The 18,964-nt window shown below is 59.2% G+C and carries 12 protein-coding genes; 9 read left to right on the forward strand and 3 right to left on the reverse strand.

The window, feature by feature from the left end; genetic code table 11:
* Position 1: 1 nt before the first annotated feature.
* Together GT003_RS23575 and GT003_RS23580 are read right to left on the reverse strand one after the other, a co-directional pair.
* Positions 2–1,606: a response regulator transcription factor gene (locus tag GT003_RS23575; protein WP_161702512.1), complete on the reverse strand. Its 1,605-nt coding sequence runs from the start codon at positions 1,604–1,606 to the stop codon at positions 2–4.
* Positions 1,581–3,407, reverse strand: coding sequence for a sensor histidine kinase (locus tag GT003_RS23580; protein ID WP_161702514.1), 1,827 nt, complete (start codon positions 3,405–3,407; stop codon positions 1,581–1,583). The genes GT003_RS23575 and GT003_RS23580 overlap by 26 nt, the downstream gene beginning before the upstream one ends.
* A 385-nt stretch (positions 3,408–3,792) precedes the next feature.
* Between GT003_RS23580 and GT003_RS23585 the strand changes: the two genes are divergently transcribed.
* The 7 genes from GT003_RS23585 (at position 3,793) to GT003_RS23615 (ending at position 13,897) form a co-directional block, all read left to right on the forward strand.
* Entirely contained in the window at positions 3,793–6,060 is a 2,268-nt protein-coding gene (locus tag GT003_RS23585) for a hypothetical protein (protein WP_161702516.1), read from the forward strand.
* 169 nt (positions 6,061–6,229) lie between these two features.
* On the forward strand, positions 6,230–7,357 hold the full coding sequence (locus tag GT003_RS23590; RefSeq protein WP_161702518.1) for a GntR family transcriptional regulator: 1,128 nt from the start codon (positions 6,230–6,232) through the stop codon (positions 7,355–7,357).
* A 278-nt stretch (positions 7,358–7,635) separates the two neighbouring features.
* Positions 7,636–9,948, forward strand: a complete 2,313-nt coding sequence (locus GT003_RS23595) for an alpha-L-rhamnosidase-related protein (protein WP_161702520.1) — start codon at positions 7,636–7,638, stop codon at positions 9,946–9,948.
* Between the two features lie 70 nt (positions 9,949–10,018).
* The gene (locus GT003_RS23600; RefSeq protein WP_161702522.1) at positions 10,019–11,200 is read left to right on the forward strand and encodes an enolase C-terminal domain-like protein; all 1,182 of its coding nucleotides are present in this window, start codon (positions 10,019–10,021) and stop codon (positions 11,198–11,200) included.
* Between the two features lie 12 nt (positions 11,201–11,212).
* The gene (locus GT003_RS23605; RefSeq protein ID WP_161702524.1) at positions 11,213–12,010 is read left to right on the forward strand and encodes an N-acyl homoserine lactonase family protein; all 798 of its coding nucleotides are present in this window, start codon (positions 11,213–11,215) and stop codon (positions 12,008–12,010) included.
* Positions 12,007–12,762 carry an SDR family NAD(P)-dependent oxidoreductase gene (locus GT003_RS23610; protein ID WP_161702526.1) on the forward strand — a complete coding sequence of 252 codons (756 nt, stop codon included), beginning with the start codon at positions 12,007–12,009 and terminating at the stop codon, positions 12,760–12,762. Before GT003_RS23605 ends, GT003_RS23610 begins: the two co-directional genes overlap by 4 nt.
* 52 nt (positions 12,763–12,814) lie before the next feature.
* The gene (locus tag GT003_RS23615) at positions 12,815–13,897 is read left to right on the forward strand and encodes a zinc-dependent alcohol dehydrogenase (protein ID WP_161702528.1); all 1,083 of its coding nucleotides are present in this window, start codon (positions 12,815–12,817) and stop codon (positions 13,895–13,897) included.
* An 819-nt stretch (positions 13,898–14,716) separates the two neighbouring features.
* On the opposite strand, the gene GT003_RS23620 is transcribed toward GT003_RS23615, so the two are convergent.
* Complete coding sequence (locus GT003_RS23620; RefSeq protein ID WP_161702530.1) at positions 14,717–15,880, reverse strand: ROK family transcriptional regulator; 1,164 nt, start codon at positions 15,878–15,880, stop codon at positions 14,717–14,719.
* A gap of 253 nt (positions 15,881–16,133) precedes the next feature.
* On the opposite strand from GT003_RS23620, the gene xylA reads away from it, so the two are divergent.
* Complete coding sequence (gene xylA, locus GT003_RS23625) at positions 16,134–17,447, forward strand: xylose isomerase (protein ID WP_161702532.1); 1,314 nt, start codon at positions 16,134–16,136, stop codon at positions 17,445–17,447.
* An 11-nt stretch (positions 17,448–17,458) separates the two neighbouring features.
* Positions 17,459–18,958 (forward strand): xylulokinase, encoded by a 1,500-nt coding sequence (gene xylB, locus GT003_RS23630; protein ID WP_161702534.1) that lies wholly within the window; start codon positions 17,459–17,461, stop codon positions 18,956–18,958.
* The last annotated feature ends 6 nt before the right edge of the window (positions 18,959–18,964 follow it).

Below are 18,964 nucleotides of genomic sequence, written 5' to 3' on the forward strand. Positions count from 1 at the left end.
TTTATTGAAAATGCTTCTTGTACTCCGACGGCGTATAGCCGGTCAGCTCCTTGAACACGCGGTGAAAATGCTTCACGTCGGCATACCCGATCAGGGCGCTGATCTCCTGCAGGGTGAAAGATCCTTGCTGGAGCAGTTCCTTGGCCTTCCCGATGCGGCATTCCTTGAGGAAATCAACGAAATTCCGGTTGGTCGCATATTTGAACCAGCGGCTGAAATAGCTGGCGTTCATGCCCATATGGTCGGCGGCCGCCTGCAGGCTGACCCCTTCGGAGAGGTAATCTCTGACGTACTGCTTCGCTTTCTCCGCCGATCTCAGATCCAGCATGCTGCGTTCCTTGAGGATGGATTGGCAAAGCTCGTGGATCATGACCTTGATCTTGCCCATCAGGGAATCGCGGGTCGTCGTGCATTCCAACTCGGACAGCCACGCTTGCAGCGATTTGCCGCTTGTCTCGCCCACGTCCAGGTCCATCTGCTTCATCTGTACGGCGAGGCGGAGCATATAGTGCACGATGGCCTGTTTCAGCTGGTCGGGGCCGATCGGTTCGGCGGCGACGGCTTGGTCAAGGGCATCGTAAGCGGCGTCTTCGCTGCCTTGCATCAGCAGCGCGAGCGACGACTCCATCTGCTCGAGCAGCCGGACGGGCAGCTGCCGGGTCGCATCGAGCTTGGCGGGCGAGAGCACTTGATCGCCGCCATGCACGAAACGGTACGTGACGGCGAGCGAAGCCTCTTGATAGGCGCTCGGCGTTTCCAAGAAGGGGCGGATGCGGCTCATGCCGATCGTAACCGTCCGTTTGAAGCAGGCGAAGATGTCCGCCCGCAGCTTGTCCGCAAGCTCGGAAGCTTGGCTGGTCGCGCCGGCGGACCGGTCGCGGTCGAAGTTAAGAATGACGACGATTTGCCCGGCATGGTCCTGCAGGACGAAGCTCTGCGGCCGGTCGGCCGCCCATTCTTGGACGAATTTGGTCAGCGCGTACAGGAAGAGCTCGATGTCGAAGGCGGTGAACGCATCCTTCTCGATCCAATCCGGACTTACGGCGAGCAGGATGACGTGGTCGCTGTCCGGCTTGAAGGGCAGGCTGTAGCCCGAATCGACGATGAACTGCTCGAGATCGTTGATGTCGTGCCCCATCAGAAAATGCTGCACGTACAATTGCTGCGCCAAGGGAGCCGCCTTGCGGACCGTATGCCGAAGCAGGCTCATCTGGGCTTGCTCCTCCCGTTCGCGGTCCACGAGCGCCTGCGCTTTCGCCAGCGTGTCCAGCAGTTCGGAACGATCGAGCGGCTTGGTGATGAAGCCCATCACGCCGTGCTGGATCGCCTGCTTGGCCAGCTGGAAATCCTGATAGGCGGTCAAGATGATCCGATGGATGCGCGGGGACTGGCCCGCGATCCGTTCGCAGCATTCCAGCCCGTTCAGGCCGGGCATCCGAAAATCAAGGATAACCAAATCCGGCTGTAACCGGAAAATCTGCTGCAGGCCGGAGACGCCGTCTTCCGCTTCGCCGACGACTTCCCAATCCGGAGCGAAGCGTTGAATGATCTTTTTGATGCCTTGCCGAATGATGGCCTCATCATCCACGAGTATGACGCGATACATAGATGTTAACCTCGCTTTCGCTGCGAATGGTGGGGAGGACGAGCGTGATTTCGGTGCCGACGCCCGGCTCGCTGTCGATCGACATGGTGTATCCGCTTCCGAAATAGAGCTGCATGCGGGCATGCACGTTGGCCAAGCCGACGCTGCTGCCGGATCTCGCCACGCCGGACATCGCGCTCCTGAACTGCTCGTTCAACTGCTCCAGACGTTCGGCGGAGATGCCGAGGCCGTCGTCGGTCACCTGCACGATGACGGTATCCTGCTCGCGGCGAATCGCGACGGCCAGTTTTCCTTTGCCCTGCTTCAGCTCCAGCCCGTGATAGAACGCGTTCTCGATGAGCGGCTGGATCAAGAGCTTGGGCAGGTAGTGATCGAGCAGCGAATCTTCCACGTTGACGGACATATCGAAGCGGGTGGCATAACGGCCTTCCTGAATGTGGAAATAGCTCGTTAGGTATTCGCGTTCTTCCCGGAACGTAATGAAGTCGCTGCCGCGGTATATCGACGATTTCACCAGCTTGCCCAGCGACGTGATCATCTCGACGGTCGAATCGGCCTCGTCGATCTCGGCCTTCATCTTGATGGTCTCGAGCGTATTGAACAGGAAATGCGGATTGATCTGCGACTTCAGCGCCTGCAGCTCGCTCTCCTTGCGGAAGATCTCCGCTTGGTACAGGTTGCGGATCGTCTCGTCGAGCTTGCGGCTCATGCGGATGATGCTTCGGATCAGATGGCCGATTTCGTTGCGCGGCGGATTGGCGTATTCGATATGGAAGTCTTCCATCTCCACGCGCTTGATGAGCGCGATCAACCGGTAGATCGGCTTCGTGATCTGAATCGAGCTCAAGGTGGAGAGCAGGATGGCGAAGGCGATGCAGACCAAGCCGAGCAGAATCATCGAATTGCGCACGCCGTTGTTGCCGGAGACGATCTGCACGACCGGAACGTCCCCGACGACGGTCCACCCGTATTGCCCCACCTTGCTGTACACGACGATGTTCTTCTTGCTGCCGATGGTCAGCCGCTGCTTGCCCTGCTGATCCTTCGATATCTCCGGAAGATTGGCCAGCAGCTGTTCGTCGATCGCATCGTTGGCGTAGATGATCTGCTGATTGCCGTCCATGATGAAGAAGGAGCCGTTCTCGCCCAAATTCACCGAATCCATGATGCGTTTGATATCGTCGAGCCTGAAATCGACCTCGTAATAGCCGGCATATTCCAGCATCGTCGTCGACTTGTAGATTTTGCGCACCAGCGAGAAGACGGGCTGCCGGCTCTTTGCCTCGTTGGCGTCGCCGAAGGGAGGCCGGTGGAGGCTGAGAAAGGTCAAGTTCTCGCTTGACTCGCTGAAGTCCGCATACCACGGCATCATCTCTACCGTAAAGCTGGGAGGCAGGTAACCCTGGTTATAGATCTGCGGATGCGCCGTCGTGCCCGGCAGGTCGTAATAATAGATTCCCTGCACGCTTTCGCGCTGCGACTGCCACAGGCTGAAGTTCTTCTCGATCGTCTCCTTCTTCTCCAGTTCCTCGGAAGGGTCCGAAGGCTTCTCGAGCGTCAGCAGATCCTGAAGATCGCGGTTATAATACGGCTGCAGCGTGAACTTCTCGAGCTCTTGGATGTAGCTTTCGATATTGGAAGAGGTACTGACCGCGACCTGTTCGGCGAAATCGCTCAGCTTGTTCTCCATCGCCTGGCTGTACAAATAATAAGCGCCGAAACCCAGAACGGTCAGGGGAAGCACGATAAAGACGACATACGTAATGATCAGTTTCTGCTTGAAGCTGATGAATGCTTTCATGGTTTCACCCCGCCTGCCTGTCAGATAGGTGTTATGTACAAAGAACAGTATCAAAAAAGCGCCATGAATGATAGAGGAATCTGCTAGCGGGAGTTTATGGAATGGTTGGATTCCTATGAAGCAGATTAGTCCCGCAGTAGGAAGGGCGGCGCGGCGAGATTATTTAGCAAAGTATATTTAAAATTGAAAACCGACGTGGTAAAGTATGGATAAGCGGATATTTGGAAAATTTAGTATACTTAAATATCCGGCTGCAGAAAGGAGGCGAGTCATGTAATTCCGTCCTGGACAACGGAAGAATAGGACAGCACATCTTCGTATTCAGACCTTTTGAAAACGCTTACTGAAATGCGTGAGACGATTCTCAAAGAGATGAGGGAGAAGAATGACGCTCGGACCGACCGTGGCCTTCCAACCGGATGGCACTCCAATGTTCCGCACGAACCCTGTACATCGAAAGAAAGCCTTTCTGCTCAAAGCCGCTTTATTCGCGTTCGTCCTTGGCTGCTGCATGTTCGTCTTGACGGCAAAGGCACATGCCGCCGATTACTACGTGGACTGCTCCGCGGGAACGAACGGATCCGGGACGCAGGTGTCCCCGTACAACAGCTTCAACGCGATCAACGGCATCGGAACGCTCAGCGCGGGCGACCGCGTTCTCCTGAAGAGCGGCGTCACGTGCAACCAGCAGATGACCGTCGCCGGGCAAGGCAATTCCTCGAATTACATCACGATCGACTCTTACGGCGGCACGGCCAAAGCGAAGATCATCCGCTCCGGCAGCCAAGCCGACCGCGCCATCAAGCTTACGAACCCCAGCTACTGGAAAATCAACAATTTGGAAATCGGCAGCGCCGGAACGGGCATCCTCGTGACGTTCTCCACCGCAGGCCATGAAGATCTGAGTTTTACCAACCTGTATTTCCACGATATTTACGGCATCCACCAAGGCTCCGGAAGCGGCAACGATTCCACGGGCGACGCGATCTGGAACTCCGCCGGCATCGAATTTACCTCCAAGACGTTCACTTCCTCCAATCCGGCGAGCACCTATATCGTCAACAACGTCACGTTCGATACCATCGAAGGCTATCACAACCTCGACACCATCTCCATCGATTGGTATAACTCGGGCTACATGAACGTGAGCGGCGGCCATAAAGCGGCCGAGCACGTCCTCATGAACAATCTTAATTTCCACAACGACAACGCGGGAGGCGGAACGGGCTGCGACGACGGCATGCGGTTGACGTCCGTCCGCTATTTGACGCTCATCAACTCCAACCTGGACGGCGAAGGCGGCTGCCACTCCGATACCGGAACGGCGGCGATCTATATCGCGTTCGTCAGCGACTCCTACATCATGAACAGCATGTTCCAGAACGTGCCGAACACGTCTTCCCCGGACATGGTGGCGTTCGACTACGAATGCTGCACCGACAACCTGCAGATCAATAACAACTACATTGCCGGCAATGCCGGAGCGGGCATTTCTTACCTGGCCATCCATCCGGGGCTCGGACTCGAGACCAACAGCGTCGCGGCGGGCAATATTTTCATCAATAACGGCAGCGGCTCATTCCGCCGGGCGGGCAATTCGGATACGCCGAGCGGCACGATCCGCGACAATTTGTATTCGGAGCCGAACAACTTCCTGTATCAGGACGGCGCCAATTACAGCGGGTTTACGTTGACCAACAATATTCCGATCACCAACGCGGCAGGCATTTACCATTCCGCCAAGCAGTTCGGCTCCTCCCAGGGGGCGAGCAATTGGACGTACAAATCCTATAACGGGACGGCGTGGAGCAATCTGGGCTATTACGACGCGGCGGGCAGCATCTGGCAACCGTCTTCGACCGTTAACGTGCCGCAAGTATCGCAATTCGGCATGCATCCCGAACCGGGCGGCGGCAAAATCATCGCCCGCGCCTGGACCGCCCCCGTCGCAGGCACGGTCAGCATCCGCGGCCGCGTCCTCAAGACGGCCATTCAAGGCGGAGACGGCGTCATCGCCCGCATCACGAAGAACGGCACGCGCATCTGGCCGTCGGGCGGCGACCGCACGGTCGCGTACAACGACCGCTTCGGCTACGAATCGAATCTGGACGGCGTGACGGTCGCCGCGGGCGACGAGATCCGCTTCGAGATTACGAGCGGCGCCGCGGGAGACAACGTCTACGACAGCGTGAGCTGGTCGCCGGCAGTCGCCTATACGGCTTCGAGCATCGCGGCGCAATGGGATTTCAACACAGCGGGGAACAAGGAAGGCTGGTCGGACACGAATCAGATCGGCAGCAGCGTCAGCGGCGGGATCTGGACATTGACGTCGACCGGCGGCGATCCGTATACGATCGGCCCGAATAATTTGAACGTCGCGGCCTCGTACCGATACATCAAGATCAAGCTGAAGAATAACACGACCGACACGGGCGGCAAGTTCTTCTTCATTACGAATGCCGACGGGACGTACAACGAGGCGAAGTCCAAAACGTTCACCACCGGCGCCTCCATGGGCGGCTATACGGAATATACGATCGACATGGGTACCGTGGCCGGCTGGACCGGCACGATCAAGCAGCTGCGATTCGATCCGATCTCGACGACGGGCACGATGAACGTGGACTACATTTTGCTGAGCAATACGCCATAGAGGCATGAAGCCGAAGCCCCCTTTCCGCCGAGAGGGGGCTGATCGGGCAAGAAGCGTTATTGCTCGCGTACGATCTGTTTTCTTTTTGTTAAGTATACTCTATAATGAAGGTAATGATTGCAAAGTATATAGGTTTCTGCAGGTAGATCAGATCGGAGAGGGTTCGAGCATGAAAGATACGATGCCGTTGTACAAATCCATCGTCGAGGACATTAAGTCGAAGATCCATAATGGCGAGCTTAAAGAGGGGGACTCGATCCCGACGCAGATCGAGCTGGCCAGGCTGTACGATACGAGCGAAATCACGTCGCGCCGGGCGCTGAGCGAGCTGGCGGGAGAGGGGCTGGTCGTCCGCATCCGGGGGAAGGGGACGTTCATTCAGCTGCGGGACGCGCTTCCGGATCAGGAGAAGGACGAGCAGGTCAAGCTGAAGCAGATTCTGCTCGTCCATCCCTCCGCTCCGCCGCATCTGTTCAATCATCCGTTCTATTCCAATTTCATCACGGGCATTCACGCGGTGTGCGAGGAGAACGGCATCGAATTCCAGCTGTTCGATATCGCGGATAACGTCGAGCTCGAAGTGAATGATTCCGTAGGCGCCATCGTGCTTCCCGGGGTGGAGCAGGAGAACGGCGTGACGATCGCCAGGCTGAAGGCCTGGAAGGAAGCCGGCCTGCGGATGGTGCTGGCGCATTTCTATTTTCCGCAGCTGCAAATCCCATACGTCATCGTCGATAATTTGACGGGCGGGTACTTGGCTACCGAGCATCTCATATCGCTGGGGCATAAGAGAATCGGCATCATCGTCACCGGACGGTCCCTGTTCGACATCAACCAAGAATTCATGCTTCGCCTGCAGGGCTATAAGCTGGCCTTGTCGCAGCACGGCATACCGTTCGACGAGTCGCTCGTAACGGTTATGGAGGCGCTCGAGGAGCTGGAGGAAATGGGCTATAACGGTGCCATGCAGCTCTTGGCGCTTGCACAGCCTCCGACGGCGATCTTCGCGACGAGCGATTACAAGGCTTTCGGCGCCATGCGTGCGGGCAAGGAACGCGGACTGTCCATACCCGCGGACCTGAGCATCGTCGGTTACGATGACGTCGTGCAAAGCCGGTATTCTTCGCCGGCGCTCACGACCGTTCATCAGAACACGGAACGGATGGGACGCCGCGCCGTCGAGTTGCTGCTGAGGCCATGGAGCGAGCGGGAGATCGAGGAGCATTTCGTCAAAGAGGAGATCGTTCCGAAGCTGCTCGTCCGGAAAAGCACTGCCGCTGTCAATGTTCGCGCATAAACGTATACTAAAAATAATTTTTCCATACTATATTGAAAGAAGCCGGAAGGAATAGTATTCTTAAATTGAATTAACGGACCATGAAACAGCTTAATTGCAAGATTGCAAATCCTGCTTGCTGGACGTATGCGAAACAGCCAATTATCGATCGGTTCGGGAATTTGCTTCGAACATCATTGATTGGGGATGCGTCCACGCGGGCTATTTGTACTTTCTCCAAATGACAGCGATTTCATAGGATCCGGCCGTTTTCGAACGACTAGAAGGGAGAAACAAGAATGAAATGGAGCGCCGCTTGGATTTGGGCCGAAGGATTGCAGGATACGCCGAACACGTACGTCGAATTTCGGACGGTGCTTGAGGCCGGGGCCGCGGAAGCAGGGAGAACATGCCGTTTGCACGTGACGGCCTGCCAAGCTTACGAATTGTACGTCAATGACCGGTTTATCGGGAGAGGTCCGTCGCCCTGCTCGCCGGATTATCAATATTACGACACGTACGCAGGGCAAGTTCGGCTGGAGGAAGGCGAGAACGTCATTGCCGTCGTGGCGTACCATTTCGGGGAGAAAGACATCGTCACGGGCCAGATGCAGGGGGAAGCCGGCTTCCTGCTGCAGGCGGAGTTCGATAACGGCGAAGTGATCGCTGCCACCGATGCGTCTTGGCGCTGCCGGAAGTCGCCCCGTTACCTCACGAGCAACGAACGGATCAGCAGGTGGAGCGGCTTCAAGGAAATTTACACGGCGCTCGGCGATGACGGGTTTCGCGGGCAGGGCTACGACGATTCCGGTTGGGAACGAGCGATCGTGCGCGCGGCCGCGCTTGATCCCGCCAGCCCGTGGCCGCGCTTGCTGCCGCGCGAAATTCCGTTCCTCGGCATCGAGCGCCGCGAAGCGACGGGCGTCATTCGAAGGGAGGATAACTTCGGCCGCGTGACGGGGGAGTTTCCTGCCGCGTCTAATCCGGTTTTCCTGGATGCTTCCGCCCCCGGCGCGATGCCGGCGATCGTGTACGACTTCGGCAGCGAGACCGTCGGCTACCCCGTGCTGGAGCTGGACGCCGCGCAAGGAGGCGTGCTTCGGATCGCCTACGGCGAGTCGCTGGAGCTGCAGGAAGTGGATACGTTCGTGCTTCGGCCGGGCAAGCAGCGCTTGCGGACCTTCGGCCGGCGCGCCTTCCGGTTCATGAAGCTGATGCTTGCCGCCTCGCCGCAGCCTGCGGAGCTGCTGTCCCTGCATGTCGATCAGGTCGGCTATCCGTTCCGGGAGGAAGCCGCTTTCTCGACGGACGATGAGCTGCTGCAAAATATATGGCAGGTCAGTCTTACGACGACCCGCATGAACAGCCAGGACCATACGGAAGATTGCCCGTGGCGGGAGAAATCGTTGTGGGTCGTGGACGGCGTCGTGATGGGCAAAATCATTTACGCCAACTATGCCGATACCGCCCTCATGCGCAAATGCCTGGTGCAAGGCGCGAGAATTCAAAAGCCCGACGGCTCCATTCCCGGTACGGGACCGGAAACGAACGGGATGCTGCTGCCCGACTTCTGCGCCTATTGGCTGCTCGGCGTGTACGATTACTGGCAGTACAGCGGCGACCGTACCATCTTGGAGGAGCTGGCCCCCGCCATCGACCGGCTGATGAATTGGTTCCGCGCGCAAAGCGAGGAGGACGAGACCGGACTCTTCGCCAGGGCGGACCGCAGCGGCTGGTGGTGCTTCATCGACTGGAGCGACGATATCGACCGCCGGGACCACGTATCGGGCATTTCGTTCGTCTATTATAAGGCGCTTCAACTATATGCGCGTATTCAAGCCGAGCTCGGAGCCGGCGATGCGGCAGTCCAAGAGACGCTTGCGCGCGCCGAGAAGCTGCGCGCGGACATTCGGAGATGGCTGTGGCATTCGGAGCGCGGCATGTACATCGATTGCCTGGTCGGCACGGAGCGGTCGAAGCATTTCTCGCTGCAGACGAACTTTCTGGCGATCTGGAGCGGGCTCATGAGCGGCGAGGAGCGGGACCGTTTCTTGGACGATGTCTATGCGGCCGGCGCGCTGCCGCCGGTCCGAGGTCCATTCTTCCAGCACATCGTGCTGGAGGTGCTGGAGCAAGCGGGACGAGCGGAGCAGGCGATCGCGCTTATTCGCGGCTACTGGGGCGAGATGCTGGCGCGCGGGGCAACGACATGGTGGGAGACGTTCGACGCGACGCTGCCGTTCGTCACGATTCCGAGCACGTATCAAGGACATACGCCTACGTACATGGTCGAAGGCATACCGAACAGCCTATGCCACGCGTGGGGAGCGTCGCCGGGCTACATGCTGCACCGCCTGCTGCTCGGCGTCGACGTATCCGCCGCAGGTCGAGGCGTTATTCGCTTGAGCGCTCCGGCACCGGAAGCGGACTGGGCGGAAGCCGAGATCCCGCTCGCGGGCGGAGGCAGCATCAAGCTCGCCTGGCGGCGCGTCGAAGACGGCAGTCTTGCCGGCGAAGCTGCTATTCCGGAAGGGTATACGGTGGAGATAAAGGACGAAAACCGTTATCCGCTGAAGATCGTTTCCGTTACGAAGGCCGAATATTCGGCGTAACGAGAGGCGCGACGACGACCGCAGGCTCATGACCTGCCGACCGATTTGATTCCATCGAGGAGGTTGCGGCATGAAAATCCAAGACGTTCGCGTATTCATCGTCAATGGGGGTAAGGCGCACGCCCTGCTCTTAAAACAGGGCGCTGCTTCGGAGGGCGGCTCATGGCTGTCGGAGACGGTTATCGCCAATCCGATGTCGAACTATCCGGAATACACGGACCGCAGGTCCAGCTGGCTTGGGATGGGCGGGCGGGTCATCGTCCAAATCATCGCCGACAACGGCATCGAAGGCTTAGGGGAAAGCACCGGCGGCATGGCGACGGCTTCCATCATCCACGAGCATATTCGCCGGATTCTCATCGGCAAGGATCCTCGCGACATCGAGAAGCTGTGGGACATGATGTTCAAGATTACGCTGCCCTACGGCCGCAAAGGCATTCCGATCATGGCGGTCTCCGCCGTGGATCTTGCCCTGTGGGACCTGGTGTCGAAAGCCCGCAGCGAGCCCCTCTACATGAGCCTGGGCGGCGCGACCAAGGACAAGGTGCAGGCTTACGTCACCGGCAACGAATCCAAGCTGATCAAGGACCGCGGGTATATGGGCCAGAAGCTGGCGATGCCGTACGGACCGTCCTCCGGCTGGGAGGGCATGAAGCGCAATGCGGCTTTGGTGGCGGAGACGAGGGAAATTCTAGGCCCGGACATGGAAATCATGCTGGACTGCTACATGGCCTGGAACGTGGACTATACGATCCGAATGGCAGAGCTGGTTGCCCCGTACCGGGTGAAATGGATCGAGGAAACGCTGCCGCCGGACGATTATGCGGGCTATGCGGAGATCAACCGCAAGGTCACATCGTCCGCGATCGCGACGGGGGAGCATGAGTATACCCGTTACGGCTATAAGCAGCTGATCGACTGCGGTGCGGCCCAAATCCTGCAGCCTGATATTTGCTGGGTCGGCGGCGTCAGCGAAGCGAAGAAAATCTGCGCGATGGCTTCCGCGGCCCATCTGCCTGTCATCCCGCATGCGGGCGGACTTCAGCCGTGGGCGCTGCATTTGGTATTCTCGCAAGTGAATATCCCTTATGCCGAATTCGCCTATATTCACGGCGCCGACCGGACGAACTTCGATCCCGTGTTCGAGGGCGTGCAATTGCCGAAGGATGGCTGGTTCGGGCTGCCGGAAGAGATCGGCGCCGGCATCCGGCTGCGCGAAGGCGCGCTGGACCTACTCGATGAACTGAAGTAAGGAGGATGCCGAATGAGCCGCTGCAGGTACAGCATTCGATGCTTCAAGACGGCCTCGCATCGCGCGCCTAAGCCCGTCTTCTTGTTTATGGACGGATTCGGCGAAGAGCTGGACGTGAATTGTTATTTTTGGCTCGTACAGGGGAACGGACGAAATATCCTGGTCGATACCGGCATGGGCGGCTCCCATCAGTTGGACTTCGGATCTTACGGAGAGGCGTTCCTGGCGCTTCACCAAGGCAGCCAATCCGGCTTTCCCGTCGGCGAAGGCGAGGATACGATCGCGCAGCTGCAGACATGCGGCTTGCGACCGGCGGACATCGATACGGTCATCCTGACGCATTTGCACTACGACCATGTCGCGAATATTCCGCTGTTCGCGGAAGCGGACATCTATGTGAACCGGCGAGGCTGGGAATTCGCGCTTCGGCGGGAATACCCGATCTTCGATTCGTTTCCGCATCCGCTGCTGCGCTACATGGAACGGGAGATGGGCGGCCGGCTTCGGCTGCTGGACGACGAAGCCGAGATCATGCCGGGGTTGTCGGTCTTCCGAACCGGCGGGCATACCCGCTGCTCGCAGGCCGTCCTGATCGACACGCATCAAGGAAGAGCGGCGATCAGCGGAGACGTTGCTTTCTTGTACGAGAATTTCGAGCGCGAGCACCCGATCGGCTTCGGCATGAGTGCCGAAGAGAGCGTGGCCGCGATTCGCCGCCTGAAACGGGAAGCGTCGATCCTGCTTACGGGACATGACGCTGCCGTATTGGAGCGGTATCCAGATGGAAGAATCGGAGGGGAACCCGCATGAGCGGCAAGCTGCAGGACCGCATTGCCATCGTTACCGGCGGAAGCCGAGGCATTGGGAGAGGGATTAGTCACGTATTGGCGGAAGCCGGCGCTTTCGTAGTCGTCAATTATACGAACAACGAGGCGGCGGCGCTCGAGGTCGTGGCGGGGATTCAGGGCAAGGGCGGCCGGGCGGAAGCCGCGCAGGCCGACGTCGGCGTCAAAGCGGACATAGATCGGATGATGGACGGGATCGAGGAGCGGCACGGACGCATCGATATCCTGGTCAATAATGCCGGCATCTGTCCGTTCAACGGATTCTTCGATATCGACGAGGAGACTTGGCACCGGACGATCAACGTCAATCTGGGCGGCACGTTCTTCTGCTCGCAGCGCGCGGCGACCGCCATGCGCAGGAACGGCGGAGGGGCGATCGTCAATATCAGCACGGTTACTTCGGCCCGCGGAAGCCGCGATCAAGTGCATTACGCCTCCAGCAAAGGCGGCATCAATTCGCTGACGAACGCCATGGCTTACGAAGTCGGGAAGTACGGCATCCGCGTCAATTCGATTCTGTGCGGCGGCGTCTGGACGGATATCAACGCGCATCAGCGTACGGAGGCCGCGGTTGCGGGCATAACCTCGAGGCTGCCTCTCGGGCGGGCCGGATTGCCGGAGGACCTCGGCAAGGCCGTCCTCTTCCTGGCTTCGCCGGACGCGGAGTGGGTGACGGGGGCGCATCTGGCCGTCGACGGCGGCTCATTGACGATGTAACGAAGGAATTTCGGCAGAAGCGAAGGAACAATAGGAGAAAGAGGGGCTGTTCATGAAAGCGGTCATGTGGACAGGAGCGGAACGGATGTCGGTCATCGACCATCCGCTGCCTGAACCGGAAGCGAACGAAGTGTTGATCAAAGTGAGCCATGTCGGCATTTGCGGCTCGGATCTGGAAGGCTACTTGGGTCACAACAGTCTGCGGCACCCGCCGCTGCTCATGGGGCATGAGTTCTCCGGCACGATCGTCGGATTCGGCGGAGGTTCGGGGTCGGGCGAAAGCGCAGAGGCAGGATCAAGCGAGGGCGGAAGCGCATCGTCGGAGAATACGGCGGCACTCGCGCTCGGCGACCGCGTGGTCGTGAACCCGCTTATTCACTGCGGCGCTTGCCCGCGCTGCATCCGCGGCCAATTCAACCTGTGCGACCGCCGCCGAATCATCGGCATTCATCGGCCGGGCGCGTACGCGGAGCATATCGCGGTGCCTGCGGCGCAAGTCGTGCGGATTCCGGAAGGGCTGACGGATCTTCGCGCCTCGCTGACGGAGCCGCTTGCCTGTTCGCTGCGGGCCGCCCGCCGGGCAATGGCCACTGTACCGATGGGCAACGTCGCCATCATTGGGGCAGGCGCGATCGGACTGCTGAGCGCGTTCTCGGCTCGGCTGCTCGGCGCCGGCAAAATCTTCGTGCTCGACAATAACCCGCTGCGTCTGAAGCATGTCGCGGAGCTGGGCTTCGACGGCGCCGTCGACAGCTCGGATGCGGATGCGGTGGCGGCCATGCTGAAGGCGTCCGGGCCGAAAGGCATCGATGTCGTCATCGACGCCGCCGGCTTCAGCGTCACGCGCAGCCTGGCCAAGCGGATCGTCAACACGGGCGGGACAATCATGAACATCGGCCTCGGCAGCGGCGAGTCGGTGCTCCCGGTCAACGACATGATCCGCAGCGAGACGACGGTGCTGGGCTCCTTCTGCTACGCGCCGCAGGACTTCGCCGATGCGCTGGAGCTGCTCGCTGCGGGCAAGGTCACCGAGGCAGGCTGGACGACGATACGTCCGCTTGCCGACGGTCCGGCCTGCTTCGCAAGCCTCGTGCGCGGCGAGGTGCCGCACGGAAAGATTATTTTGGAGGTCTGAAATTCTTAGGTGCTTTCATTCGCTCGCCCATTATTGGGCGGGCTTTTTTCAGTTTGCCGAGGTTTCGGAGGTGCGACCGCTCGTGCTTGTCGTTGTATGAACCGGCGCGCATCGCGCGGAAGTCCCCGCGCTTCGGCGAGAATCAGGTTAAGGCGGACAACCTCCTGTTCGGGAACGCACAGTTCGAGAATGGCGAATTTCGACGGCATGCGGATGGTTAAATGCGCCTAGGAGATGCAGCCGTGCACTACATTGGCCGCAGAACGGCCAAATGCGCATGCTGAGCTGGAATTGTGCATTAGTGCAGCTTTGTGTGCCTGGTGAGCTCAAACTGAGCTGAAATTGTGCACTACAACAGCTTTGGAAGCTGAATGAGCCCAAGCTAAGCTGAAATTGTGCAAATGTGCAGCTTTGGGAGCCTGGTGAGGCCAAACTGAGCCAGAATTGTGCGCTACAGCAGCTTTTGGAGCTGAAGGAGTCGAAGGTGAGCCGAAATTGTGCACTACAGCAGCTTTGGGAGCTTGATGGGCCGAAGCTGAGCCGGAATTGTGCAATAGCGCAGGTTTATGAGCCTGATAAGCGCAAGCTGAGCCGAAATTGTGCACTACAGCAGGTTTGGGAGCCTGATGTGCCTAAGGTGAGCTAAAATCGTGCGCTACAGCATCTTTGGGAGCAGAATGAGCCCACTCTGAGTCGAAATTGTGCGCTACAGCAGCTTATTGGGACCTGATGAGCGCAAGCTGAGCCGAAATTGTGCACTACAGCAGCTTTGTGCGCTTGATGAAAAGGCGCAAACAAAATGAAAAGAAGCGGCGCCCGTTAGACGCCGCTTCCTTTCATCTTGCCCAGAAAAGCCGAAATCGCGTAATAGGCGGCTCCGCGGACCGCGGATTTCTCGCCCTGCTCCGCGAACAGCACCTGCAGCTTGCCGCGGTGATGAGCCAAGGCCCTGCGGGCGACGGTGCGCTGGACCGCTTCTTCGATCCACGCTTCGGCGCGCCGCATTTCGTTGCCGATGATGACGACGTCGGGATTGAAGACGTTGACGATATTCGCGATGCCGACGCCGAGCGCTTCGCCGATCCGTTCGAACAATGCGAGCACTTCCGGCTCGCCTCGTCCAGCGGCTTCGAGCAGCGCGTCGAGATCATGGTAGCCTAACGGTGCGGACTGTTCGAGCAGCGCGTTCTCCGACGCATACAGCTCCCAGCAGCCCTGATTGCCGCAGCGGCACGGTTTTCCGTCCGCGTGAATGGACAGATGGCCGAGCTCGCCGGAGAAGCCGCCGGCTCCTTTGTACAGCTCCTTGTTCAGAATCATGCCGGTTCCGATGCCGATGCCGACGCTGACATAGATCTGATTGGCGATGCCCCGTCCGGCGCCGTAGCGCTGCTCGCCCTGGGCGCCGGCGTTCGCTTCGTTATCGATCGTGACCGGCACGCCGAAGCGTTCCTCTACGATGGTGCGAAGCGGGACCTCCGGCCAGGACAGATTGGGCGCGAAGAGAATCGTGCCGCTTTCGTTGACAAGGCCCGGCACGCCGATGCCGATGCCGACCATGCCGTACGGGCAGGCGGGGATCCGCGCGCGCAGCGTCTCGATGCATTCCAGCAGGCGCGGTATGACGCTCTCTACGTTCTGCGCCTTCAGCGTCAGCCGATGTTCGGCGACGACGCCGCCTTCGAGGTCCGTCAGAATGCCGCGGATATAATTGACGCCGAGGTCGATGCCGACGGCGTAACCCGAGCTGGCACGGAACTCCAGCAGGTTCGGTTTGCGCCCGCCGCTGGATGCGCCCGGACCGAGATCGGCCACGAGGTGGTTATCGATCAGGTCCAGCACCAGGCTCGATACCGTCGCCTTGTTCAGCCCCGTGCGCTCCGAGATTTGAGCCCGAGAGAGCGGGGCGTAGCGGAGCACGGCGTCCAGCACGATGGCCGTATTCATTTTCTTCACGAGCGCCAAATCTCCGGTTTGCTTCATATTTCGTCTGCTGCCCCCGAATGCCTTAAGAATGTATGGGTACGATTGTACCACGCGAAAGTGCGAGCCGCCATAGGTTAGCCGCGTACGAAAAAACTTTCTTTGTTTACTAGACAAACAAAGTTTCGCGATGCTAGAATAGCCGTAAGAACGTTTTCATTACGACCGCCGATGCTGCTGGTTCAAGCGGTTCCGCAATCGCGGAGCGCGTGGATCACGGCGCGGACATACCTTTCTGGAGGGATATGAGTTCATGACTTATTTTAAAAACATCGGCAAAATCGCATTCGAAGGCAAAGGCTCCGACAATCCGCTTGCATTCAAACATTATAATCCGCAAGAGATCGTGCTCGGCAAAACGATGGAAGAGCATCTGCGTTTCGCGGTTGCTTACTGGCATACATTCACGGCTTCCGGCGCCGATCCGTTCGGCGTAGGCACGGCGGTGCGCGGCTGGGACAGCGCGAACGAGATGGACCAAGCGAAAATGCGCGTCGAAGCGAACTTCGAGTTTCTGAGCAAGATCGGCATTCCGTTCTACTGCTTCCACGACCGCGACGTCGCGCCTGAAGGCAGCACGCTGGCCGAGACGAACAAGAACTTCGACGTTATCGCCGACCTGCTGGAGCAAGGCATGAAGGATACCGGCGCGAAGCTGCTGTGGAACACGGCAAACATGTTCACGAACCCGCGCTTCGTACATGGCGCGGGCACGACGGCCAATGCGGACGTATTCGCTTATGCGGGCGCTCAGCTGAAGAAGAGCCTTGAAGTCGGCAAACGTCTCGGCGCCGAGAACTATGTATTCTGGGGCGGCCGCGAAGGCTACGACACGCTGCTTAACACCGACATGGCGCTGGAGCTCGACAACTTGGCGCGCCTGTTCCATATGGCCGTTGCTTACGCCAAGGAAATCGGCTTCGACGCGCAATTCCTGATCGAGCCGAAGCCGAAAGAACCGACGAAGCACCAATACGATTTCGACGCGGCGACGACGATCTCGTTCCTGCAGAAGTACGGCTTGAAAGATCACTTCAAGCTGAACCTGGAAGCGAACCACGCGACGCTTGCCGGCCATACGTTCGAGCACGAGCTTCGCACGGCGGCGATCAACGGCATGCTGGGCTCGCTGGACGCGAACCAAGGCGACCTGCTTCTCGGCTGGGATACGGACGAATTCCCGACCGACATCGTATCGACGACGCTCACGATGTACGAAGTGCTCAAAGCCGGCGGCATCGGCCGGGGCGGCGTCAACTTCGACGCGAAAGTGCGCCGCGCTTCCTTCGAAGACCAGGATTTGTTCCTGGCGCATATCGCAGGCATGGACACCTATGCTTGGGGCTTGAAAGCAGCCGCGAAGCTGATCGAGCAGAACGTCATCGACGGCTTCGTCGACAACCGTTACCGGAGCTTCAAGGAAGGCATCGGCGCGGAGATCGTTGCCGGCCGCGCTACGCTGGCGTCGCTTGAGCAATACGCGCTGCAAAACCACGTGATCAAGAACGAGTCCGGCCGCCTGGAACGCATCAAACTGCAGCTGAACGAAATTATTTTCAGCGTATAGGAGGACTCGGAATGTCATACGTCATCGGCGTCGACTTAGGCACGAGCGCGGTAAAGGTGCTGCTTCTGGACAGAAGCGGCACGGTCGTCGCGGAAGCATCGCGAGATTATCCGCTGTTTCACGAACATTCGGGCTGGAGCGAGCAGCGTCCGGACGATTGGGTGAACGGCACGATCGAGGCGCTCCGCGAGCTGACGGCTAACGCCGGCATCGCCGCGGATGCGATCGAAGGACTGAGCTTCTCGGGTCAAATGCATGGGCTCGTGCTGCTGGACGCGGAGGGCAATCCCGTCCGCAAGGCGATTCTGTGGAACGATACGCGCACGACGGCGGAATGCCGCGAGATCGAGGAGCTGCTGGGCAAAGAGCTGCTGCTCACGATTACGCGCAATCCTGCGCTGGAGGGTTTTACGCTGCCGAAGATTCTATGGGTGCGCAAGCATGAGCCGGAGATCTTCGCGCAGGCGGTCTCTTTCCTGCTGCCGAAAGATTATGTCCGCTACCGCCTGACGGGCGAGCTGCACATGGACTACTCCGACGCGGCGGGCACGCTGCTGCTCGACGTGGCGAACAAGCGCTGGAGCAGCGAGGTGCTGGACGCCGTATCGCTGCCGGCATCCTTTGCTCCGCCGCTCGTGGAATCGCATGAGCTGACAGGCACGCTGCTTCCGCAGCAGGCAGCAGCGGCCGGGCTGCACGCGGGCACGAAAGTGTTCGCGGGCGGCGCGGACAATGCGTGCGGCGCAATCGGATCGGGCATTCTGCAGGAAGGACTGACGATGTGCAGCATCGGTACGTCCGGCGTCATCCTTTCTTATGAGGCGACGAGCGCGAACGATTTCCGCGGCAAAGTCCATTTCTTCAACCACGGCAAGGAGAACGCGTTCTATGCCATGGGCGTGACGCTGGCGGCGGGCTACAGCCTGAGCTGGTTCAAGAGCGCCTTCGCCAAGGGCGAGTCGTTCGACGAGCTGCTGCAGGGCGTCGGCGACGTGAAGCCCGGCGCGAAAGGTCTTCTCTTCACGCCGTATCTCGTCGGCGAGCGGACGCCGCATGCGGATTCCGTCATTCGCGGAAGCTTCATCGGCATCGACGGCTCGCATGAACGGGTTCATTTTGCCCGGGCGGTCATGGAAGGCATCACGTTCTCGCTGAACGAATCGGTCGCGATGTTCCGCGAAGCCGGCAAGACGGTCGATACGATCATCTCGATCGGCGGCGGCGCGTCCAACCCGGTGTGGCTGCAGATGCAGGCGGATATCTTCGACGCCGAGGTCGTTTCGCTCGAGAACGAGCAAGGCCCGGGCCTGGGAGCGGCGATGCTTGCGGCATATGGGTGCGGCTGGTTCGAGAGCCTCGAGGCTTGCGCGGAGCTGTTCGTGAAGCGCGCTTCGGCATACAAACCGAATCCGGCAGCAGTCGACGCCTACAGCGGACTGTTCCGCATCTACCAAGACGTATACGCGGCGACGCGGAAGTTAAATGAAGGTTTGCAAGCTTACCGCAATTAAGCGAGC

Origin of the sequence: Paenibacillus sacheonensis, from assembly GCF_009909195.1 — a bacterium.
Classification (GTDB): Bacteria; Bacillota; Bacilli; order Paenibacillales; family Paenibacillaceae; genus Paenibacillus_Z; species Paenibacillus_Z sacheonensis.